Source organism: Leclercia tamurae (assembly GCF_025566055.1).
Taxonomy (GTDB): Bacteria; Pseudomonadota; Gammaproteobacteria; order Enterobacterales; family Enterobacteriaceae; genus Enterobacter; species Enterobacter tamurae.
Window position 1 is genome coordinate 172,234 of record NZ_JAMHKS010000075.1, and the last position, 21,614, is coordinate 193,847.

Annotated in this window: 16 protein-coding genes and 1 pseudogene; 8 read left to right on the plus strand and 9 right to left on the minus strand. The window is 59.1% G+C overall.

The features are described 5' to 3' along the window. The first annotated feature begins 141 nt into the window (after nucleotides 1-141). Nucleotides 142-1,797, plus strand: coding sequence for an indolepyruvate decarboxylase (gene ipdC / locus M8318_RS15430; RefSeq protein WP_262663424.1), 1,656 nt, complete (start codon nucleotides 142-144; stop codon nucleotides 1,795-1,797). On the opposite strand, the gene M8318_RS15435 is transcribed toward ipdC, so the two are convergent. After that, nucleotides 1,798-3,033: an ion channel protein gene (locus M8318_RS15435; RefSeq protein ID WP_262663425.1), complete on the minus strand. Its 1,236-nt coding sequence runs from the start codon at nucleotides 3,031-3,033 to the stop codon at nucleotides 1,798-1,800. A gap of 204 nt (nucleotides 3,034-3,237) precedes the next feature. On the opposite strand from M8318_RS15435, the gene glk reads away from it, so the two are divergent. After that, complete coding sequence (gene glk, locus M8318_RS15440) at nucleotides 3,238-4,203, plus strand: glucokinase (protein WP_262663426.1); 966 nt, start codon at nucleotides 3,238-3,240, stop codon at nucleotides 4,201-4,203. 41 nt (nucleotides 4,204-4,244) lie between these two features. Here glk and M8318_RS15445 read toward each other — a convergent pair whose 3' ends face one another. Both M8318_RS15445 and M8318_RS15450 read right to left on the minus strand, forming a co-directional pair. Further along, nucleotides 4,245-4,982: a LytR/AlgR family response regulator transcription factor gene (locus tag M8318_RS15445; protein WP_262663427.1), complete on the minus strand. Its 738-nt coding sequence runs from the start codon at nucleotides 4,980-4,982 to the stop codon at nucleotides 4,245-4,247. A gap of 3 nt (nucleotides 4,983-4,985) precedes the next feature. Continuing rightward, nucleotides 4,986-6,692: a sensor histidine kinase gene (locus M8318_RS15450; protein WP_262663428.1), complete on the minus strand. Its 1,707-nt coding sequence runs from the start codon at nucleotides 6,690-6,692 to the stop codon at nucleotides 4,986-4,988. A gap of 386 nt (nucleotides 6,693-7,078) precedes the next feature. On the opposite strand from M8318_RS15450, the gene alaC reads away from it, so the two are divergent. Continuing rightward, a complete protein-coding gene (gene alaC, locus M8318_RS15455) occupies nucleotides 7,079-8,308 on the plus strand; it encodes an alanine transaminase (protein WP_262663429.1) in 1,230 nt (409 codons plus the stop codon). A gap of 62 nt (nucleotides 8,309-8,370) precedes the next feature. Here alaC and ypdK read toward each other — a convergent pair whose 3' ends face one another. The 6 genes from ypdK to M8318_RS15480 form a co-directional block, all read right to left on the minus strand. Then, a complete protein-coding gene (gene ypdK / locus M8318_RS22750; RefSeq protein WP_098946261.1) occupies nucleotides 8,371-8,451 on the minus strand; it encodes a membrane protein YpdK in 81 nt (26 codons plus the stop codon). A 352-nt stretch (nucleotides 8,452-8,803) separates the two neighbouring features. Further along, a complete protein-coding gene (gene lpxP / locus M8318_RS15460; RefSeq protein ID WP_262663521.1) occupies nucleotides 8,804-9,724 on the minus strand; it encodes a kdo(2)-lipid IV(A) palmitoleoyltransferase in 921 nt (306 codons plus the stop codon). Nucleotides 9,725-9,959: 235 nt separating this feature from the next. Next, nucleotides 9,960-11,405, minus strand: coding sequence for a hypothetical protein (locus tag M8318_RS15465; RefSeq protein WP_262663430.1), 1,446 nt, complete (start codon nucleotides 11,403-11,405; stop codon nucleotides 9,960-9,962). Then, a complete protein-coding gene (locus tag M8318_RS15470) occupies nucleotides 11,402-11,752 on the minus strand; it encodes a hypothetical protein (protein ID WP_262663431.1) in 351 nt (116 codons plus the stop codon). Before M8318_RS15470 ends, M8318_RS15465 begins: the two co-directional genes overlap by 4 nt. 68 nt (nucleotides 11,753-11,820) lie before the next feature. After that, nucleotides 11,821-15,180, minus strand: coding sequence for a CapA family protein (locus M8318_RS15475; protein WP_262663432.1), 3,360 nt, complete (start codon nucleotides 15,178-15,180; stop codon nucleotides 11,821-11,823). Nucleotides 15,181-15,190: 10 nt separating this feature from the next. After that, nucleotides 15,191-16,069 (minus strand): alpha/beta hydrolase family protein, encoded by an 879-nt coding sequence (locus tag M8318_RS15480; RefSeq protein WP_262663433.1) that lies wholly within the window; start codon nucleotides 16,067-16,069, stop codon nucleotides 15,191-15,193. Nucleotides 16,070-16,197: 128 nt separating this feature from the next. Here M8318_RS15480 and M8318_RS15485 point away from each other — a divergent pair, with 128 nt between their 5' ends. The 5 genes and pseudogenes from M8318_RS15485 to M8318_RS22755 form a co-directional block, all read left to right on the plus strand. Beyond that, entirely contained in the window at nucleotides 16,198-17,859 is a 1,662-nt protein-coding gene (locus M8318_RS15485; protein ID WP_262663434.1) for a Mur ligase, read from the plus strand. Between the two features lie 9 nt (nucleotides 17,860-17,868). Then, nucleotides 17,869-18,564: a cysteine protease LapG gene (gene lapG, locus M8318_RS15490; protein ID WP_262663435.1), complete on the plus strand. Its 696-nt coding sequence runs from the start codon at nucleotides 17,869-17,871 to the stop codon at nucleotides 18,562-18,564. 9 nt (nucleotides 18,565-18,573) lie between these two features. After that, the gene (gene lapD / locus M8318_RS15495) at nucleotides 18,574-20,520 is read left to right on the plus strand and encodes a cyclic di-GMP receptor LapD (protein WP_262663436.1); all 1,947 of its coding nucleotides are present in this window, start codon (nucleotides 18,574-18,576) and stop codon (nucleotides 20,518-20,520) included. A 26-nt stretch (nucleotides 20,521-20,546) separates the two neighbouring features. Further along, a complete protein-coding gene (locus M8318_RS15500; protein WP_106994696.1) occupies nucleotides 20,547-20,888 on the plus strand; it encodes a tryptophan synthase subunit beta in 342 nt (113 codons plus the stop codon). A gap of 272 nt (nucleotides 20,889-21,160) precedes the next feature. Further along, nucleotides 21,161-21,535 (plus strand): annotated as a pseudogene (locus M8318_RS22755) (retention module-containing protein); the annotation flags it as partial. Nucleotides 21,536-21,614 lie beyond the last annotated feature (79 nt).

Sequence of the window (21,614 nt, forward strand, 5' to 3'; positions counted from 1 at the left end):
TTACACCACGACTGAGACACACAGATTAACGCGCAAAAATACGTAAAGCATGGTTTCCATGAGCTGAATATCGCCATTCCTGGACAGCTATCACGCTTCTTCAATACTCAAAGTGAAGTCTACATTATAAGGATAACAGTCATGCTTACCCCCTACACCGTCGCCGATTACCTGCTGGACCGCCTTACAGATTGTGGTGCCGATCACCTGTTTGGCGTGCCAGGCGACTACAACTTAGAGTTCCTTGATAACGTTATCGCCAGCCCGGATATTGGCTGGGTGGGTTGTGCTAACGAGTTGAATGCGGCCTACGCCGCCGATGGCTACGCGCGCTGCAAGGGTTTTGCCGCGCTGTTGACCACCTTTGGGGTGGGCGAGCTCAGCGCCATGAACGGTATCGCGGGCAGTTTCGCCGAACATGTTCCGGTTCTGCATATCGTTGGCGCGCCGGGCAGCGCCTCGCAGAAAAGAGGGGAACTGCTGCACCATACGCTGGGTGACGGCGAGTTTCGTCACTTCTATAAAATGAGTGAGCCCGTAACCGTCGCCCAGGCGCACCTTGCCGAACAGAATGCCTGCTATGAAATCGACCGGGTGTTGACCGAAATGCTCCGTGAGCGCCGTCCGGGCTACATCATGCTGCCGGCCGATGTGGCAAAAAAACCTGCCACCCCGCCTGTAAGCGCTCTCATTGATCGTATATATGAAAGCGACAGTTTCCGCCTCGATGCCTTCCGCCAGGCGGCAGAGAAAAGACTGGCGGCCAGTGAGCGCACCGCGCTGCTGGCCGATTTCCTCGTCCTGCGCTACGGCCTGAAAAGCCAGCTTCAGCGCTGGGTGGAGCAAACGCCGATGGCCCACGCCACCCTGCTGATGGGGAAAGGGATCTTTGACGAGCGCAAACCGGGCTTCGCGGGCACCTACAGCGGCTCTGCCAGTGCCGCAGGGGTCAACGAGGCCATTGAAGGGGCCGATACGGTGATCTGCGTGGGGACGCGCTTTACCGATACGCTCACCGCCGGGTTCACCCACAAGCTCACGCATCAGCAGACGATCGACGTACAGCCGCACGCCTCGCGGATCGGGGATGTCTGGTACACCGGGATCCCGATGACCCAGGCGATTGAGGTGCTCTCCAGCCTGTGCCATCAGTACGCCAGCGCCACTACGGAAACCCGTCCGGCCCGGCAGCTGCATGCTGTTCACCCCGGGACGCTAAGCCAGGACAGTTTCTGGAAAACGCTGCAAAACTTTATTCGCCCGGGGGATATCATTCTCGCCGACCAGGGAACATCCGCCTTTGGCGCGGGCGCGCTGCGTTTACCTGAGGAGGTGAATTTTATCGTTCAGCCGATCTGGGGCTCGATTGGTTATACCCTTGCCGCCGCCTATGGCGCGCAGACGGCCTGTCCGGATCGCCGCGTGATTGCGATTACTGGCGACGGCGCGGCGCAGCTCACTATCCAGGAGCTGGGCTCGATGCTGCGGGACAAACAGTGCCCGGTGATCATGGTCCTGAACAACGAAGGCTACACGGTTGAGCGCGCCATTCATGGCCCGAATCAGCGCTATAACGACATTGCGCTGTGGAACTGGACGCAGATCCCGCAGGCCCTCAGCCTGAACTGTCAGGCCGAGTGCTGGCGGGTGAGTGAGGCGGTGCAGCTGGAAGAGGTGCTGGAGAGAGTGGCGCACCCGGAACGGCTTTCGCTGATTGAGGTCATGCTGCCGAAAGCCGATGTTCCACCGCTGCTGAGTGGCATCATCCAGGCGCTGGAAGCGCGTAAAAGCGCCTGATTATTTATCCTCGTTAGAGGCAGCCAGCATGGGTCTGCCCGCCAGCAACAGCCAGGCGGGCAGCATCACGATACACAGGAGCGGCAGCAGGGTGGTGTCTGGCACCACCACTGCCGCCATAAACAGGCTCAGCCACGCATCCCGGGTGACAACCAGCACCAGCCCCAGAATCGAACAGGAAACGGTAATCGCCGCCGGGACCGCCTCGACGTGCTCATGCAGCATCAACCCCAGCGCGGCACCGACAAACACCGCCGGGAAAATCCGTCCACCGCGAAAACCGCAGGCCGCTGCCACCACCAGCGCCGCCAGTTTGATCAGCGCAAAGAGCAGATAATCTGAAACGCTGAACAGCTGACTGAATGCCATCTGCTGCATCTCATCCAGCCCTTTAAACAGCGTGATATTGCCGCCGATAGCGCCGAGGATCCCCAGAATCAGTCCGCCTGTCCCGAGGATCAGTACCGGGTGCTTCAGGCGATGCATCATCCGGTGGAGGCGCGGCAGGCACCAGACCGCCACCATCCCCAGCGCGATGGCGATGGCGACGACAATCGCCCCGCTAAAGATATCGGCCAGCTGCATCTGGCTGTAATGGGCGATGGGCAAGGAGAAGTGGGGATGGAAAAAGAGGCTGGTGGTCAGGGCACCGGCGGCGGCGGAGAGCAGCGGGGCGAACAGGCGATCCCAGAGGGGGATCTCGGTGTTGCCGCTCAGGGTCTGGGAAAATATCAGCGCCGCCGCGACGGGCGTGCCGAACAGCGCACCGATGGTGCCCGCCGAAGCGAGAATGGTCCAGTCCAGGGCGTTGACCCGGGGAAACACACGCGATCCCACGGCAACGGCGAGGGCGATATTCACCGCCATCACCGGATGCTCTGGCCCGAGGCTGACGCCCCCCGCCAGGCCGATAATCAGGGCGATAATCAGCCCGGGCAGAGCGGCTGTATCCACCGGGGCGCCAATCAGCGGCTCTGTCGCCGGATCCGGCCCGGCATGACCGGGGCTGTAGCGGATCACCAGCCCCACGGCGATGCCGGTCAGGGTCAGGGTCAACACCACCCAGGTCGGAGAACTCGCGTTAAGGCCGAGTACGGAAGGTAATGAAGTCCAAAGTACCGACTGTAATACGGAGGCAACTTTCATGATCACAATCAGAATCAGGCTGGAGGCGACGCCAATAATCAGCGCAGGAGGGGCCAACAGCAGCATCGTTCTGGCTCGCGGATGGAGCATGATGATTTCCTTGTAAAAAATGGCGATCATTACTTTGCACGCTCAGACTGATGCTAATAGTGCAAATGGTGCTGAAACGGTAAAGTTATTCTGTGACGAAGATCGATTATCCTGGGGTGCTTTTATTCAGGCCGTTGTTGTTATCGGGCCTTGAATTTAGAGTGTGCCAAAGAGTTATTTTGACTTTAGCGGAGCAGTAGAAGAATGACAAAGTATGCTTTGGTAGGAGATGTAGGAGGCACTAACGCGCGTCTGGCGTTATGTGACGTCAGTACGGGGGAGATCTCCCGCGCCAAAACCTATTCCGGGCTGGATTATCCCAGCCTTGAAGCGGTGGTTCGTGTCTATCTGACCGAGCATGATGTCAGCGTGGAGGATGGCAGTATTGCCATCGCCTGCCCGATTACCGGTGACTGGGTGGCGATGACCAACCACACCTGGGCGTTTTCCACGGCGGAGATGAAAGCGAACCTAGGTTTTGCGCATCTGGAAATTATTAACGACTTTACCGCGGTGTCGATGGCGATCCCGATGTTAAGGCCGGAGCATCTGATCCAGTTTGGCGGCACCCAGCCGGTGGAAGGTAAGCCGATCGCCGTCTATGGCGCTGGCACCGGGCTGGGCGTCTCGCATCTGGTGCACGTCGACAAGCGCTGGATCAGCCTGCCAGGCGAAGGTGGCCACGTCGATTTCGCGCCGAACAGCGAAGAAGAGGGCATTATCCTCGAAGAGCTGCGTGCAGAACTGGGCCACGTGTCGGCGGAGCGCGTGCTCTCAGGCCCGGGTCTGGTGAATCTTTACCGGGCGATCGTGAAGTCCGACGGGCGACTGCCAGAAAACCTGCAGCCGAAAGACGTGACCGAACGCGCGCTGGAAGACAGCTGCACCGACTGCCGTCGCGCGCTGTCGCTGTTCTGCGTGATCATGGGGCGGTTTGGCGGCAACCTGGCGCTGAATCTGAACACCTTTGGCGGGGTTTATATCGCGGGCGGAATTGTGCCGCGCTTCCTCGACTTCTTTAAATCCTCCGGTTTCCGCGGTGGCTTTGAAGACAAGGGCCGCTTCCGCGACTACGTCCGGGATATTCCGGTGTACCTGATTGTGCATGACAATCCGGGCCTGCTGGGCGCGGGCGCGCATCTGCGTCAGACCCTGGGTCAGGTGCTGTAATTCTTCCTCCCCGGTGAACGTCCGTTCGCCGGGGACCATCCTCACAGGTGCATCAGCTGGCGAAACTCTTTCACCTTGCTGCGACTCACCGGCACCTGAAAATCCAGATCCTTCAGCCGCAAAATATAGGTGTTGTTAAACCAGGGCTCGATCTCGCGGATCTTGTGCAGGTTGACGCAAAACGAGCGGTGGCAGCGGAAAAAATGGCTCATTGGCAGCTTGCCGCAGAATTCGGTGATGTTCATCGGCATCACGAACGACTCTCGTCGGGTATAGACAAAGGTCATCTTCTCATGCGCTTCGGCGTAGTAGATATCGTCCACCGGCGTCACGATGATGCGCTCATCCTTGATCAAATTGATGGTGTCATTTTCGCGCGTGACCGGTGAGGCGGCGACCTGTCCCGCGCCGGATTGCTGCTGCCAGGCTTGCTCAAGTTTTTGCAGCATGCTGACGATCCGCGACTCCTGGTAAGGCTTGAGAATATAGTCGAAGGCTTCCAGCTCGAAGGCCTCCACCGCATGCTCTTTCCACGCGGTGACAAAGACGATAAAGGGCTTGCTGGCAAACTGACTGATGTTTTGCGCCAGCAGCACGCCGTCCAGCGACGGAATATTGATATCCAGAAAAATGGCGTCGACCCTGTTGTGCTGAAGGTATTTCAGCACGTCCAGCCCATCCTCAAAGGTGCCAACGATCTCCATCTGGCTATGTTCTTTGATAAGCCAGCTCAGCTCCTGTTGCGCGAGTATTTCATCTTCCACAATGATGACTTTCATGGGTCACTCTCTCCAGGGCGATAACAGCGTCTGCGCATGAACGGGAGACCGTTCATTGGGCACATAAAAAGCGATCTCGGTGCCCGGCTCCAGGCGGCGAATGTGCAGCCCCTCACCATAAAGCAGCTTAACGCGGTGATGAACATTCAGCAGACCAATTTTATTACCGGGCATCTCGTTTGACTCCACCCGCTCAATCACCTGGGGATCGATACCGTGGCCGGTGTCGCGTACCGCCACCCGCACGCGGTTGCCACACTCCGCCACGCTTATCGTCACCACGCCTTTGCCCTTGCGCGGCTGAATGCCGTGAACAATGGCATTCTCCACCAGCGGCTGGATCAGCAGGCTCGGGATCACGCAGTTCACCTCTTCATCAATGTCATAGATGACGGTGAGCTTATCGCCAAACCGCGCCTGCTCGATGGCGATGTAATCCTTAATCTGATAGAGCTCTTTTTTGATGTCGATCTGCTCATCATCCTTCAGCTCAATGTTGTAGCGCAGATAGCGCGACAGATTGAAGATTAGCTGACGAGCGGTGTCCGGATTGAGGCGGATCGACGAGGAGATGGCATTCAGGGCGTTGAACAGGAAATGGGGATTGATTTTACTCTGCAGGGCGCGTAGCTCGGCTTTGTTGGCCATCTCCCGCAGCTGCTCGGCACGGGACACCTCCAGCTGGGTGGAGATAATCTGCGACAGCCCGACCGCCATCTCCTGCAAGGAGGAGGTAATCTGGTGCGCGTGGCAGTAGTAAATTTTTAGCGTGCCGGTGACGACCCCTTTTTCCCACAGTGGGATCACCAGCATGGAGTGGATCTCTGGCGTGCGGTGAGCTTCGTCGTTATTCTTGATGATAATTTTGCCATCGCTGATGGCCTGGCGGGTGGTGGGGCTGACGGTATCGTCATTATCCCGGTAGTTGTGCTCGCCCACGCCCACGTAGGCCAGTACCCGATTAATATTGGTAATGGCTACCGCATCGGCGTGAATGTCGGTGCGGATGATGTCGCACACCTGACGCAGGGACTCGACATTAATATCACGAAACAGCGGCAGGGTTTTATTGGCAATATCCAGCGCCAGCTTGGCCTGCCGGGCGGCGCTGGCCTCTTTTTCGCCCTCGACGCTCTGTACCAGCAGCACGATAAAGCCCACGCAGACGCTGCCGAGGATCATCGGGATGCCGATTTTCGACACAATATCCAGCCCAAGCTCAATGGTCGGTGCCCAGGCCACCACCAGGATCATGGTGAGAGTTTCGCAGATCATCCCGGCGATAATGCCCGCCCGCCAGTGCTGCTTTTTGGGGACCTTACGGTTGATCCAGCCCGACAGCACGCCCGCGATGATGCTGGTGATCAGGCAGGGGACCGCCGTCACCCCGCCGATATCGATCAGGTAACGGTGGGTCCCGGCGATGACGCCGGTGATGATCCCGACCCAGGGGCCAAACAGGATCCCGCCGGACATCACGGCAATGACGCGCACGTTGACCAGGGAGCCCTCCACCGGCACTCCGGACCAGGTGCTGAACAGGGCAAACATTGAGAAAATGGCGGTCACTGCGAGCAGCTCGCGCGGCGAGTGGGCCGATTTATGCAGCAGCTCGCGGAACAGGCGGATACGGATCAGGAAGAACAGGCAAATCAGCATTAATGCCGCGCGATCGAAGACCGCCAGCAGCATATCGAATATTTCGTGCACGGGATGACCTGGGCAAACGGGAAACAACCATGATAAAAAACCTGACGCCCAATGACCAGTTATCCGTCAGTTTTATCAAATGGGGAGAAGGCACACTTTTCAAAGGGGATAGTGTCAGGTTGATCTGCCAGGTGCGCTGATGAGAAAACCCACCTGAAAGTCGTAAATCTATTGATATTAAAGTGTTAATAAAATGGGATCAGAAATGCCGCTATTCATTTTTACTTCCCGTTTTAGTCGCAGCAGAGTTCCCGTTTTAGCGCTACGTCTTTTTTTATTTTTCCCCTCTCGACAAGAAGAATTTTTTCGGGTTATTTTCTAAGCACGCCACACATCGTGGCGACGTCGCTCGGACGGTCCGGGCGCTAACGTTATCTGAGGTATCTATGGCTGATTCCAGTCCTGAACGCCGTTTTTCGCGTATCGATCGTCTTCCCCCGTATGTTTTTAACATTACCGCTGAACTAAAAATGGCTGCGCGTCGGCGCGGCGAAGACATTATTGATTTCAGTATGGGCAACCCGGACGGCGCTACGCCGCCGCATATCGTGGAAAAACTCTGCACGGTCGCCCAGCGCCCGGATACGCATGGCTACTCCACCTCCAAAGGGATCCCGCGTTTACGCCGCGCCATCTCGCGCTGGTATCAGGACCGCTATCAGGTTGAAATCGATCCCGAGAGCGAAGCCATCGTCACCATCGGCTCGAAAGAGGGGCTGGCGCATCTGATGCTGGCCACGCTGGATCATGGCGACACGGTGCTGGTGCCGAACCCCAGCTACCCGATTCATATTTACGGCGCGGTCATCGCCGGGGCGCAGGTACGCTCTGTGCCGCTGGTGGAAGGCGTCGACTTTTTCAACGAGCTGGAGCGCGCTATCCGCGAAAGCTACCCGAAGCCGAAGATGATGATCCTCGGCTTCCCCTCCAACCCGACCGCCCAGTGTGTCGAACTCGATTTCTTTGAGAAGGTGGTGGCCCTGGCGAAGCGTTACGACGTGCTGGTGGTGCATGACCTGGCCTACGCCGATATCGTCTATGACGGCTGGAAAGCCCCGTCGATTATGCAGGTTCCCGGCGCGCGGGACGTGGCGGTGGAGTTCTTCACCCTGTCGAAAAGCTACAACATGGCAGGCTGGCGCATCGGCTTCATGGTCGGCAACAAGACGCTGGTGAATGCCCTGGCGCGCATCAAGAGCTACCACGACTACGGCACCTTTACCCCGCTGCAGGTGGCGGCCATTGCTGCCCTGGAAGGGGATCAGCAGTGCGTGAAGGATATCGCCGCACAGTACAAACGCCGTCGCGATGTGCTGGTCAAAGGGCTGCATGAGGCGGGCTGGATGGTTGAGATGCCGAAAGCCTCCATGTACGTCTGGGCAAAAATCCCGGACACCTATGCGGGGATGGGCTCGCTGGAGTTCGCCAAGAAACTGCTGCAGGACGCGAAAGTCTGCGTCTCACCGGGGGTGGGCTTTGGCGAATATGGTGATACGCACGTGCGTTTCGCGCTGATTGAGAACAGCGACCGTATTCGTCAGGCGGTAAGGGGGATCAAGAGTATGTTCCGGGCCGACGGGCTGTTGCCGCAGGGGACAAAATCCGCGTCAGAGTAAGCCGGTCAGTAAGCATAAAAAAACAGGCGCCAATGGCGCCTGTTTTTTTGCATTTTCTTTGCTCAGTTCATCATCAGGGCAAAGGTGCCGACCCAGGCGAACACAATAACTGAAAAACCCATAAAGAAATATTTCACGTTCATCGCTCCGCGTATATCGTGATACGCATTAAATTCAGAGTCCAACTGAGTATAGAGAGGTGAAGTCAGGCCAGAGCGGAAATGAGAATTATCCCCGTTTTGGCATCGACTCCAGCTCAGAATTCTGTGCTTTCAGGTAGCCAGACGGCGCTAATGTACGCTTAAATTTGGGGGGTGACAAGAGGGGTTTTTTTAAATACTTTCCGCGACTTACGAGTGTCGTGGAACGGCGACAGTTTAATTTCCCAGGGTAATAAATTGTCCTTGAGCAACATAGCGTGCTAACGATAAATCAGGGTGATTACAGGTTATTGAAAAGGCTAGTTTCAAGGCGAAACTAACCTTTAGCAGAGGATTACCGGTAGAGGGAGGGTTCGCCTTCAGGACGGGTTTTGAAGCGGCGATGCACCCATAAATACTGCTCCGGCGCACGCATGATCTCTTTCTCGATCACCTGGTTGATATAGGCCGCGGCGGCCACCTCTTCCTGCGGGTAATTTTCCAGTTCCGGCATGATAAACAGGCGATAGCCGCTTTTATCGTTTTTTCTTACCATCGTCACGGTCAGCATTACCGATTTAGACAGGCGTGAAATCACGAATGTGCCGTTGGTGGTGGCGACATCTTTTACCGCGAAGAACGGGGCGAAGCTGCTGCCATTGCGGCCATAATCCTGATCGGGGGCAAACCACACCGCTTCCCCTTTTTTCAGGGCGCCAACCAGCCCGCGTAAATTATTCCGGCTGATCATCGCTTTATTGGAGCGCATGCGACCGCGGGTCTGCACCCACTCCATCAGCAGGCTGTTGTGCGGCCGATAGGTGGCCATCATCGGCTGGCATAATCCCATCACGCGCCCGCCCAGCTCCAGCGACATAAAGTGCACGCCGATCACCATCACGCCGCGGTGTTTGGCCTGTGCGCGCTGTAAATTTTCCAGACCTTCCACATCGAACCACTTGCGTACCCGATGGTCCGGCCAGAACCAGGCCATCCCGGTTTCCAGTAACGCCATGCCGATGGATTTAAAATTCTCAGTAATCAGATGCTCGCGCTCTTCGGGCGATAAGGCCGGAAAACAGAGCTCGAGGTTTCTGCGGCCGATAGATTCCCGGCGTTTCAGAAAACGACGCGACAGGCTACCGAGGGTAGAGCCCAACCAGAGCAGCGCCGGGTAGGGGAGTTGTACGAGCAGCCACAAGACGCCCAGACCAAACCACGTAAACCAGTAACGAGGATGCAAGAGGGCGAGTGTGAATTTGCATTGAGACAAGATAAAACGACCTTTTGAAGAATGTGGAAGTAGCGCCAGACGGGCGATATGCCGACTGTTTTGATGACCCGTATTAATACTAATGGTTCCAGGTCGTTACCGTAAAGGTCGACTGGTCTGATAGTGCGTGTCGCCGCTGGGCGGCGTAATGTAGCACTGATATATCTTAACCGCTAACACGACGTTGCGCTTGAAAAATCCGCACAAAACAGGCCTGTTGATTGTCTCTTAAAAGACCTTATTTATCACGTGTTTCGTAGCCAAAATCAAAGCCCATCAACAGATTCTGGCGTAGGGCGTGGTTTAACGGATAACTGTAACTTTGCCCGATGCTGACCGCATGAATGACCCGCAACAGCGTGCCGCCGCTCAGCGTCGAGGACTCCCCGGTAATCGCCACCTCAGCTCCCTGTAACCCATGACGCAAGGCATGATAGGCCGGAGAGGCCGTGATGCTGTTATTCATCACGCTGAACATTCCCATCAGCAGGCAAATCAGCAGCACCGGAAAGAGTAGCGCATGGCGGTTGAGCAGGCGAACCGGACGCCACGAGGTGATATACAGCAGGGCCGCACTCAGGGGGAGCAGCAGCAGATAGAGCAGTTTTGCCAGATGGGTAAGCGCGCCGAGCAAAGAGAACATCAGCGCAATCGGCGGAACAATCACCGCCCGCGCCGCATCCTCTCCCTCTTTTTCATTCGCACCGCCCGGGCCATAGCTGGCCAGCGCGGCCTGCAGGTGAGGGAGCTGCTGTTGCACGGCGTAATCAAGATGGGGGGCCTGCAGCTCAAGGGCAAACTGCTTAAGGGCGTCATCTTTGGGGTATTCAGAGCGAACCCGGCTCTGAGGGGGAAGCGCCAGCGTTTCACGCAGCCTGCTCTGCACCACGTCCAGCATGAAAAACGCCTCCCAGTCGAGTCGGGCAGGGATCATCGCCTCGTGATAACGCACGTTTTTCTGCGTCACGCTGGAATAGTCGAGATAGTCCTTATAAATGTCCGCACGCGCCGCCAGCCAGGCTTTGTAATAGCCGAGGATCCCTTCCTCCTGGACGCTGATGCTGTCGCGCAGGTTCTGCGCAGTCTCGCTTTCCAACAGCGGGTGATAGCGGCTGACCGAGCTCATCAGCAGCGGCAGCATCGCCAGAAACGCTTTCCCCGAGGGGCTGGTCCAGGTCTGCCGCTGCCCGCCGTCTTCATCCAGCGGGATCCCCTCCAGCGTCTGATGCCCGTCAATCAAGGATTGCTGGTAGAGCTGTGCCAGCAGCGATTTCTGACGAAATTCGCCGGTACTTTGCGCGACCTGCTGTTCAATCACTCGTTCCACCGTCTGCCAGGTCACCACGCCGGTGAGCAGGCAGAGCGAAAACACCATGCTTGCCACGTACAGCGGGGGAAAATCGATGCCGCGTTTTTTCAGCCGGACGTTGCCTGCCAGCACCAGCTGAAGCACCAGCAGGGCCGCGGCGATGGCGGTTAACGCCCGGCCATAGCGTTCCATACTGTGGATGTCATCGGCGGTGGAGAGACTTCCCACCAGATCGAGCAGGCGGGAGTTAAATGCCAGCTCGCAGATGAGGTAGGTGAGGGTGATGATAATCACCAGACCGTTTTGCCAGAGAGGCAGGGTCGGGTGCCTGATATCAGGCCGGCTGCTCAGTTCACCGATGGCGCGTTCGGTCATGATTTCAGCTCCAGACTCGTCTGACGGCTTATCGCCGGTTGCCAGATCTGCTCGGGCAATGAATTATCCAGCACCGGCATCGCTCTGGGCTGACGTTGTTCTGCGGCTTTGATCGGCGGGCGTTTTTTCGCTTTCACCGGCGGCGCCTCCTCTGGCGCTACGCTCCAGGGTTCCGGCGCGCGCTGCACGGGCATTACCGGGGGCGGAATGTACGCGGGGCGGTAGTATTTTTGCACCGGTCTTCCCCGGCTGGCGGTATTGTCCCCGGAAGAGCATCCGCTGACCCCCAGGAGTAGCATGAACAGCATAAGCCCGCAGCGGGGTATGTTTTGCAGTGGCACGCTCATCAATGTGTCCTGACCCTGTATCACAGCGGCGTTATGGTCAGTATGTATTCGCCCTCAACATTCACGCCTCATGATTTTTTATTATTCATGGTGGGCCCCTCATCTGAAGTCATGAGACCGAAGCGGCTGTCCAGGGTCGTTGTCAGCATATATTCGCCGTCCACGTTGACGGCACGCCAGGACGCGCCGCGCTCGCCAATTGCCATTCCCTGCAATTTCAGCTGGGCGATCAGATCGGCAAACTCCGCCTCGTTAACCGGGCGGGGTTGCCAGAAGGTCCGTTTGTTGTCGGTAAAAATTGGCAGGAGCTGGATCTGCGGTAGCGAATGACCGAGCAGCAGGCGGACGATAAACCCGTACGCGGGCATGCCGCGCTCCCGGTATTCGCCGTTGCTGTTAAACACGGCGTTGCCAATGCTGTAGACCACCAGGCTCTCGCCCAGCCGGGCGGCATCACCCGCCATATGCGGCCCGGAGCCAATGATGAGATCGGCCCCGGCCTCGCTCAGGCGTTTCGCCTGCGCCCGCTGCCCGGCGGTGGTCCAGCGGTAGTCCAGCCCCCAGTGGGCGAGCACGATGGTGGTGGCCGGACGGGGGCTGGCTTTCTCCTGTCGCAGCTGTTCGATGAGCCCACCGCTCAGGCAGGCGACGCCCGCGCGGCGCGGCCGGGCGTAGAAGGCACACTCCTGCTCCATATAGCGGCGATACCAGTAGGCGCTGAAAATCTTGTACTGCCTGCCGCCCACCGTCAGCACCAGCGGGGCATGCGCCTGCTGAGCATTGAGCCCGGCCCCGATGCAGGCGATCCCGCCATCGCGAAACGCCGCCAGGGTGCTGCGCAGACCCGGCAACCCGGCATCCATGGCGTGATTGTTACCCAGCGCTACTGCGTCGATGCCCTGTTTGCGCAGAGCGGCAACCGAGGCGGTTGGATCCCCGATCAGACAGAAGGGTTTGCGGCCCTCCAGGCTGGCGCTCAGGTCGGTAGTCAGGGCCGCTTCGAAGTTGGCGAGGGTAAAGTCACTCCCGCGCAGCAGCGGGGCGATCGCCGCAAAGCTATGGTCATACCCGTGGCGCTGGAGGGCGTCATCCATCCCGCGCGCCTGGCGCCGGCGGGTGTACCACTCGCCAAAATAGGTGTCCCCCAGCAGGGTGAGGGTGGCGGCGGGTTTTTCGATCTGCCGGGCGACTGACGCCGGGGCGGGCGGTCTGCCCTCGGCCCGGGCCAGCTGTTCATCCAGCAGATAGTCGAGATGGAAGGCGTCATTAGCGCCGGCGGCGCAGGCCAGCCACAGCTCACCCGCTACCCACTGCAGCGCAACGCCCCAGCGCCCGGCACAGAACTGCCCCCAGGCGCTGCCGTCACTGTGCAGGTTGCCGGTTTTACGGTACACCCGCTCGCCGATCGCCGCCTCATACTCACCCAGCCACGGCAACAGATGCGGGTAGCGCTGGTGGAAATGGCGCATCAGCCGGGCAATATCGGCCAGCGTGGTGCGCTGTCCCGCGCGCGGGCGGCCGGAGACGTTATTAAGATGGGTGTGGCGCATGCCCAGTGTGGCGCTCAGCGCCCGGAGTTGTTTCAGCGCCTCTGCGCTGCTGCCCGCCAGCAACTCCGCGAGGTGGATAGCGGCATCGCAGGCGGTATGGATCAGCATCCCCTGCACCAGCGATTTTACCGTTGCCGTGCTGCCCTGGGGCAGGCCGAGCGCTGGGTTGCCCTCCAGGATGGCGGCGGCAATGTCACGCACCTTTACCGGGGTGTCGAGTGTGATTTTTTTTGCCAGCAGACGATCCGCAATGCAGCAGGTCAGTAGCAGCTGGCTGAGATACGTCGGCGCAAAGGTGCTGCCGCTCAGCTGCGATACCCGCTGTTCGCCGGTGGTGAGGTTGATCAGCAGGCGCGCGGTTTGCCCTTTCCCGAGCTCAGGCGGGGCGGCGAATCGGGTTTTCAGCAGGCCCGCGACCCGCTTAAAGTCGGAATTGCGGGCGCTGCCTTTGACCAGCACGAGATCGCCGTCGCGCAACGTCGGGGCTGCGGCCTCCACCAGCGCCTCAGCGGTAACGAAGTGACCACCGCGAACGTCGTCCGGCAGGGCATCGTGCAGGGCCGCCATCTCCTCCCCGTGCAAAAATGCCTGCTGGCAGCCCGCCGCCAGCAGCGGATCTGCCAGCGCGCGGTGGATCGCCCCGGCCTGCTCGCCGAGGTTGACGATCCGCCCCAGCAGGGCAATAACCCGACCACCACTGTTCCGGGCATGCTGCGCCGCCACCTCAAAGGCGTTGAGCATCGACAGGTATTCGGCGTTGTAACTGTCGTCAATCAGGGTGACAGCCCCGCCGTCCGGCAGCGCCAGGGCGGTGATGCCCATATGCTGTCCATCGCCGCGCCAGGCCTCCAGGCTGGCGATACTCTGCGCCACGCTGACGTCCAGCAGATCGGCGGCAATCAGCGCCGCCACCGAGTTGAGCGCACCGCCCTTACCGGGCACCGCCAGCCGGTAACGCAGGGTCTGGTTGCGAAAGAGAATGGTGATGTGGCTTCCGTTCTCATCCGGGGTAAACGCCGTGATGCGTACGTCGGCGGCGGCGTCGAAGCCGTAGCTGATGATGCGGGCGCCGTCCCGGAGGACGCTCTCTGCAACGCGGTCATACATGGCCATGTCGCGGTTTAAAATGGCGTAGCCGCCCGGAATCAGACCCTGACTGATGCGGGCTTTAAAGCGCGCCACATCCTCGAGAGAGGTGACGTTTTTCCCCACCTGGGTGATGCCGACTTCGGTCATGATGACGATATGCGGCTTGATGCGCGGGCCGATCCCGCCGTTGCGCATCCACAGGGCCGAGATCGCCACCTCCATCACTACTGCCTGCGGGTTGCAGGCGGTACGGGCCAGCGTGACCAACGCCCCTGTACGGGTGTTGTGGTTGCCGCGGCTCGCCACCACCGACATGCAGGGAGCAAGGATGCTATCCAGCATCGCTTTGGTGGTGGTTTTCCCAACCGTACCGGTGATCGCCACCACTTTGCCGTCCAGCCGTCGCCGCGCCTCTTCCGCCAGCTTCTGCAGCGCCTGATAGCTGTTGCCCACCACCAGTTGGGGGAAGTCGGGGGGCAGATCCTCAAGGCGTCGCTGGACGATCGCCCCACAGTAGCGGGAGGCGTGACGGGAAAGTGACAGATGGGTATCGTTCCAGCCCGCGTAAATCCCGGTATTGCCGGAGCCCTTGAGCCAGGTGTCGGTATCCATGGCAATAAACAGGCAGGGGCGGGTGGCGTGTGTCTTGTCATGAAAGATGGCGATGTCGTCGGCACGCCAGTCCGCATCCGGACGATGATGCCAGATGCCGCCGGACAGTTTTTCGAGGTCGGCGGCTGTCCATCCCGGTGCGTCAGCACGGGGTGGGCGGGGCGATGTCTGGCTCATGGTCCTGTCCTTACGGTTTTGGGGTATGCCCGCGCTGCGGACAAAGCTGAATGGCGTTGATCGCGGCATTACCCTGCAGATCGTGGTACGCCGGCGGAGCGGCGGGACGTTCGAGCAGCATTACCCGGTGGCCATGCTCGCGCAGCGCAGCGGCAAAGCGTGCCTGCAGATCGAACGGGGTGTTGCGATCCTGCGGGTTGCCGATCACCAGGATCAGCCGCAGGGGATCGGCGGCGATCCCGCTAATATGATCGAGCGGGTCCCAGGGATGAGGCAATCCAGTGCCGTCCAGCGCGGGGGCGGGGGGCGCATTGCGCTGCTGGCGCATACGCTGCGCCCGCTCCAGCAGCCCCCAGGCACCGGAGGTCAGCACCGCGCAGTCGATATCCCGCCGACCGGTAGCCAGCAGCGCCGAGGCGGCAGTGGCCCCGCCGCTGTGTCCGCTGAGGATAAAACGCTGAATACCGTATCGGGCTTTGATGGCGTCGAGGGTTGCCGCGATCGCCTGAAACTCTTCTGCCTGGCGGCGGCGGTAGTGGTTGCCGCTGGAGCCGTAGGTGCCGGGGCGGGCGATGATAATCGTCGGCAATCCGGTCTGGCGCAGCATGGCCCGGGCCTGACGGCGCTGAGCGTTGGCGGTATTGCCAGGAATGGCGTCGGGCGATCGCTTAATCAGCCCGACCCGGTCACCTTTCAGTACCACCAGTGCCAGGGGGGCGTCACGCAGCGTGCCCGCGCTGAAATAGCGCATGCAGGCTTCGCCGCTCGGGTACTGTACCCAGGCGGCGTCGTTGCTGGTTGGACAGTGTTGTCGGCTGGGCGGTTGGTTCCACTGCAGGGGCGTCTCAGCGTAAGCGAAAACGCTTATCAGCAGCAGAAATCCTGACACACACCATCGACTCACAACACCGCCCCGGGGAAACAACAGACATACAGAATACACAACTTGTCACACATAATGGTATCATCGGTTAGGATTTTTCTGACAGGGTGCCTCTGGCGTTTTCAGGAGTTAACATGCCGCTCAGCGACTTACTTGCGCAAACCCGCCCGGCGATGGAACTGCTGGACGTTGCGCCTAAACCGTCGATTTGCCCCAGCTGGGCGATCTTTTTTAGTGCCTCCGACAGTCAACGCCGTGCCCACATTGTGCAGGGTTGCGGCGATACCTTTGAACAAGCCTGGCAGCAGGGGGCGCAGGCGCTACAGGCGTGGCAACAGCAGAGCGGCACTGACGTCTGTTGGCTGCGGGTTGACCTTGTCGATAAGGTGGAGGCATTGCGCTGGGACTCGCTGGAAGCCCGACTCGACAAAACCAAGCGTAACTATTTTCGCTATGGCCTGAGCCTCGATCCGGCGTTTCGCTACGCCATACTGGAGCAGGAAATTGCCGCTAACGCGCTGCTCTATCACGGTGACCACGGCGTCGCCACGCCGAATGCCAACAACCTGGCCCATTTCTCCCGCCGTCGCTTCGGGGCGGTGCTGAACTGGCCCGAACAGCCTGACCAGACGCTCTGGCGCTTCACCACCCGGGGGCTGTTTTGCGACGGCGAGCAGTTGCTGCCCATCGAATCGACCGGGCGTAACAGCGGCTATCGCCAGCTCCCCGACTGGCAGGGGACGGCCCTGGAGCCGATGATCGCCTCGGCCACCGACTATCTGGCGCGCCAGATCACTGCTACCGGGCGCTACCACTACGGCTGGTTTCCCTGCTTCGATCGCGCCATTCCGACCTATAACGCCCTGCGTCACGCCAGCTCAACCTATGCCCTGCTTGAAGGCTGGGAAGTCACGCGCGAGCCAGAGCAGTTCGCGGCCATCGAGCGGGCGCTAAACGACCTCTGCACCAGCTTCATTCGCACCTATACCCTGCCGGATGGCAGCGAGGCCGATTTCCTGGTGGATACCGGGGATGAGATCAAGCTTGGCGGCAACGCGGTGTGCATCCTGGCGATGGCGAAATACAGCGAGCTGACCGGGGATAACCGCTACCTGGCGCAGATGGCGCGGCTGGCGAACGGGATCGGCTTTATGCAGGATCCGCAGACCGGCGGGTTTGTGCATGTACTTAATGCCGGGGATCTGTCCCTTAAAGCGGCGCACCGCATTATCTATTACGACGGCGAAGCGGCCTTCGCGCTGATGCGTCTTTACGGGCTGACGAAGGCACCGCGCTGGCTGGAGATGGTCGAGCGGGCGATGGATTACTTTATCGAACAGAAGCACTGGCAGGCCCACGATCACTGGCTCAGCTATTGCGTAAACGAGCTGACGCTCTACCGGCCGCTGGAGCGTTACTACCAGTTTGGGCTGGATAACGTGCGCGATCATCTCGACTTTGTCCAGAACCGGGTTACCACCTATCCCACGCTGCTGGAGCTGATGATGGCGGCATCAAAGATGATCGCCCGGCTTGAGACCTCGCCGCATAAGCACCTGCTGGCTGGCTTCGACATGGCGGTATTCAACCAGGCGCTGGAGACCCGTGCCCGCTATCTGGCGAATGGCTTTTTCTGGCCGGAACTGGCGATGTTCTTTAAAAATCCGCCGCGGATCGTCGGCAGCTTTTTTATTCGTCACCACAGCTATCGGGTGCGGATCGACGACGTCGAGCACTACCTCTCTGGCTATGTCGCGTATCGCCAACGCTGGCGCGCCCGGTCAGACGAGCAGTAAGCCGCCTCTATGCGACCTCTTCGCTCCCTCATATCAGTGCGTTGTCGACGTTGGTTGTCGCTCTGGCTGGTGGCATTGCTGGTTATCTCGCCAGGGCTCGGTGCCGGCTGGGATTTTAGCGCTATCAGCACCCGCACCGAGCGGCTGTATGGCCCGGCCACCCCCGCCGCCCGACAGCGGATCGCTGAGTGGGCGGCCTTGCTTAACACCCCGTCGCAGGGCAGGATCCAGGACAAGTTAAAGCAGGTGAATCAGTTTTTTAACGCCAGAATGGCTTTTAAGGATGATATCGTCGTCTGGAAACAGCAGGATTATTGGGCAACGCCGATTGAATTTTTGCGTAAAGGGGCAGGGGACTGCGAGGACTTTGCGCTGGCGAAATATTTCACCCTGCGTGAAATGGGCGTGCCCGCGAACCAGTTACGTATTACCTATGTAAAAGCACTCGAACTGAATCAGGCGCACATGGTGGTGACATGGTATTCCACCCCCACGGCGATCCCGCTGGTTCTGGATAATCTGAAAACCGCCATCCTGCCGGCCACACAGCGTACGGACCTGCTTCCGGTCTACGCGTTTAACGGCGAAGGGCTCTGGCTGCCGCAGTCCGGCGGCAACAAACGCGTGGGCGACAGCAAACGGCTCTCCCGCTGGCAGGATCTTCTCACCCGCATGCGTGCAGAAGGATTTGAAATTAATGAATAGGATAGGGCCATGTCTCTTTATAAACAGCTACTGATCGGCATCTGTTTATTTACGTTCGTCATCTTCTGCGGCAACTTCGTGGTGACCCTGGAGAGTTCCCGGGAGCAGTACCGCAACCAGCTTAGCGCCCATGCGCAGGATGCGGCGACGGCGCTGGGGCTGTCGCTGACCACCCATATCGACGACCCAACCATGACCGAGCTGATGGTGAACTCCATCTTCGACAGCGGTTATTTCTATCGCATTCGGGTGATCGACATTAAGACCAACAAACCGATCATCGAGCGCAGCGATGTGCCTCAGAATACCCGCGTTCCGCAGTGGTTCGTGCGGCTGGTGCACCTCAGCCCCGGCGAAGGCGATGCCATTGTGATGCGCGGCTGGACGCAGGCCGCCCGGGTCGAGGTGGTCAGCCATCCGATGTTCGCCCTGGCCCGCCTGTGGAACAGCATTGTCGCCAGCTTTTTGTGGCTGACCGGCTGTAGCCTGCTGTTCCTGCTCGCCGCCACCCTGCTGTTACGCCGTATGCTGCGCCCGCTTAACTATATTGTTGACCAGGCGATGGCGATCACCCGCCGCGAGTTTCTCAATGTATCGGCCTTGCCGAAGACCCCGGAGCTACGCCGGGTGGTTGAGGCCACCAACATGATGGTGACCCAGCTTAAGGTGTTATTCAGCGATCAGGCCCGGCGCACCGAATCCCTGCGTCAGGAGGCCTATCACGACAGCCTGACCGGGCTGAGCAACCGTCGGGCGTTTGATATGCAGCTGCAGTCGCGGCTGAGCGATGAAGAGAACCCTGCCGGACACATCCTGCTGCTGCGGGTCCAGGATCTGATGGGCCTCAATCAGCGGCTGGGCGGGGCGAAATCCGATCAATTGCTGGTGGCGGTAGCGGATATTCTTACCGGTCTGCAGCGCAACTATTTTCACCACGAAGGCTTTGTCGCCCGCGTGCGCGGCGGGGAGTTCGCTATCATCGCCCCGCTGATGCTGGGACAGGATCTGGATAACCTGAGCAACACCCTCACCACCCAGTTGAAGGCGCTGTCTGAGACCGGCATGAGCGACCTTTCGCCGGTGGCCCACTTCGCGCTGGTGCCTTTTAACGTTGGCGACTCCCCGCAGGCGGTGCTGGCGCAGGCGGATCAGGCCCTGGCGAGAGCGGAAACCGAGATGCGCTTCTTTGCCAGCCCCGATACTGCCCCGGCCCCTGAGCGCGAAGAGGACCATCACAGCTGGTACACCCGGCTGGACGCGGTGCTGACCAACGGCGCCTTCGAGCTCTTTTCGCAGCCGGTGTATGCCTGCAATAACGCGCATGTGGTGCTGCACCATAAGATCCTCGCCCGCATTAAAACCCGGGAGGGTGAGCTGGTGCCGGCGGGGCGCTTTATGCCGTGGATCCACCGTCTCGATCTCAGCCGTCGCATGGATATCGTGATGCTCCAGCAGACCCTGCAGGAACTGGCTAAATCGCCGCGCCCGCTGGCGCTGAGTATCAGCGGTGCCAGCGTGGCTGACGACCAGAGTCTGAATGCTCTCCTGCAACCGCTGAAAAGCGCGCCGCAGCTGGCAGCCTGGCTGACACTGGAGCTGGATGAGAACGAGCTTCCCGACGTCGAGCGCGTAAACGTGCTGGTCAGTCGCCTGAAGGCGTTGGGTTGCCGTCTGGGGATCCAGCATTTTGGTGGTCGCTTCCATCTTATTGGCAATTTACCGCAGTGGGGTCTGGCCTGGATTAAAGTCGATGGCAGTTATATTCGTAATATAGACAGCGAAGATGATAAGAAACTGTTTATTGAGGCCATTTACTGGGCAACCCGCCAGATTAATCTTCCCCTTATTGCCGAACGAGTGGAAACAGCTGGGGAACTGGCGATTCTGGAAAACATTGGCCTGCATGGTGCGATGGGGCGCTATTTCGCTGACGCCAGTACACTGGGTAGAAATTAACCTCACAAACTGAATGGAGGCGGAAAATGTATTACGTAGAACGCGATACGGAAAGACGAATTATACGGGTGGAGCTGACGCCTTTTACCACCATGACGGAACAACATGATCTGTGCACCCCCGAGATTGACGAGTGGATGCGCCAGCGAGAGATCCGCGAAGCCACGCTGTATCAACTGCGGCAGAGCGACCTGGAGATGGTGCGTGTGCTGGAGGATTTGATCGAGGTGCTGATGAGCAAAGGCGTCATTACCATCACCGATCTGCCACCGGCTGCGCAGGCGAAACTCACCAGCCGCGCGCAGGCGCGCCGCTCGCTGAGTGGTCTGGAAGGGTTAATCGCAGATGATGACGAGGGGCTTATTTAGCCGCTTTCGTTACGTGACGGATTAATAACAATAACCGTGGGCTATTGGTTTGGCTCTCTGTATTGATCAAGCAGGCCATTTTGATTCCAATTCATTCACATCATCAATTAATATAGGTCCTGATATGGGCCTGCATCAATAAATCTGTTGCTGAGAGGCGTATCCTTGTTCGTGTTGCACAGCAAATTACTAATACAGATTTAATTCTCTTTTAGCATTTAAGCCTGAGTAAGGGATGAATTGGGCATGTAAAGGATTGAGGGAAAGAATATATGAGTGGCATATCCGGGATCGTCAAAGCAGTAATAGGGCAGGTATTCGCAGTCAGTCCTGACGGCAGCACAAGGTTGCTGACGGAAGGCGACAGGATCCTCGACGGGGAACAAATCCAGACGGGGGCGACTGGCGCGATTTCCATATCACTGGCAGACGGCAAACAGGTAGAGCTGGGCCGTGACAGCCACTGGGACAGCGCCGGACATCTGACTACTGATACCACGGCGGCCCAGCAGCAGGACGTGGCTGCTATTCAGCAGGCCATTGCCGACGGGCAGGACCCGACGCAAACCCTGGAGGCGCCAGCCGCAGGTCCTCAGCCCGTTAATTCTGGCGGTGAACCAGGCGGCAGCGGCGGAGGGTCGCATACCCACGTCGTGCTCGATTTAACCGCTGAGATTGTTGACCCTGATGCGGGCTACCCGACGATCGGCCTTGATTTCCCCGATG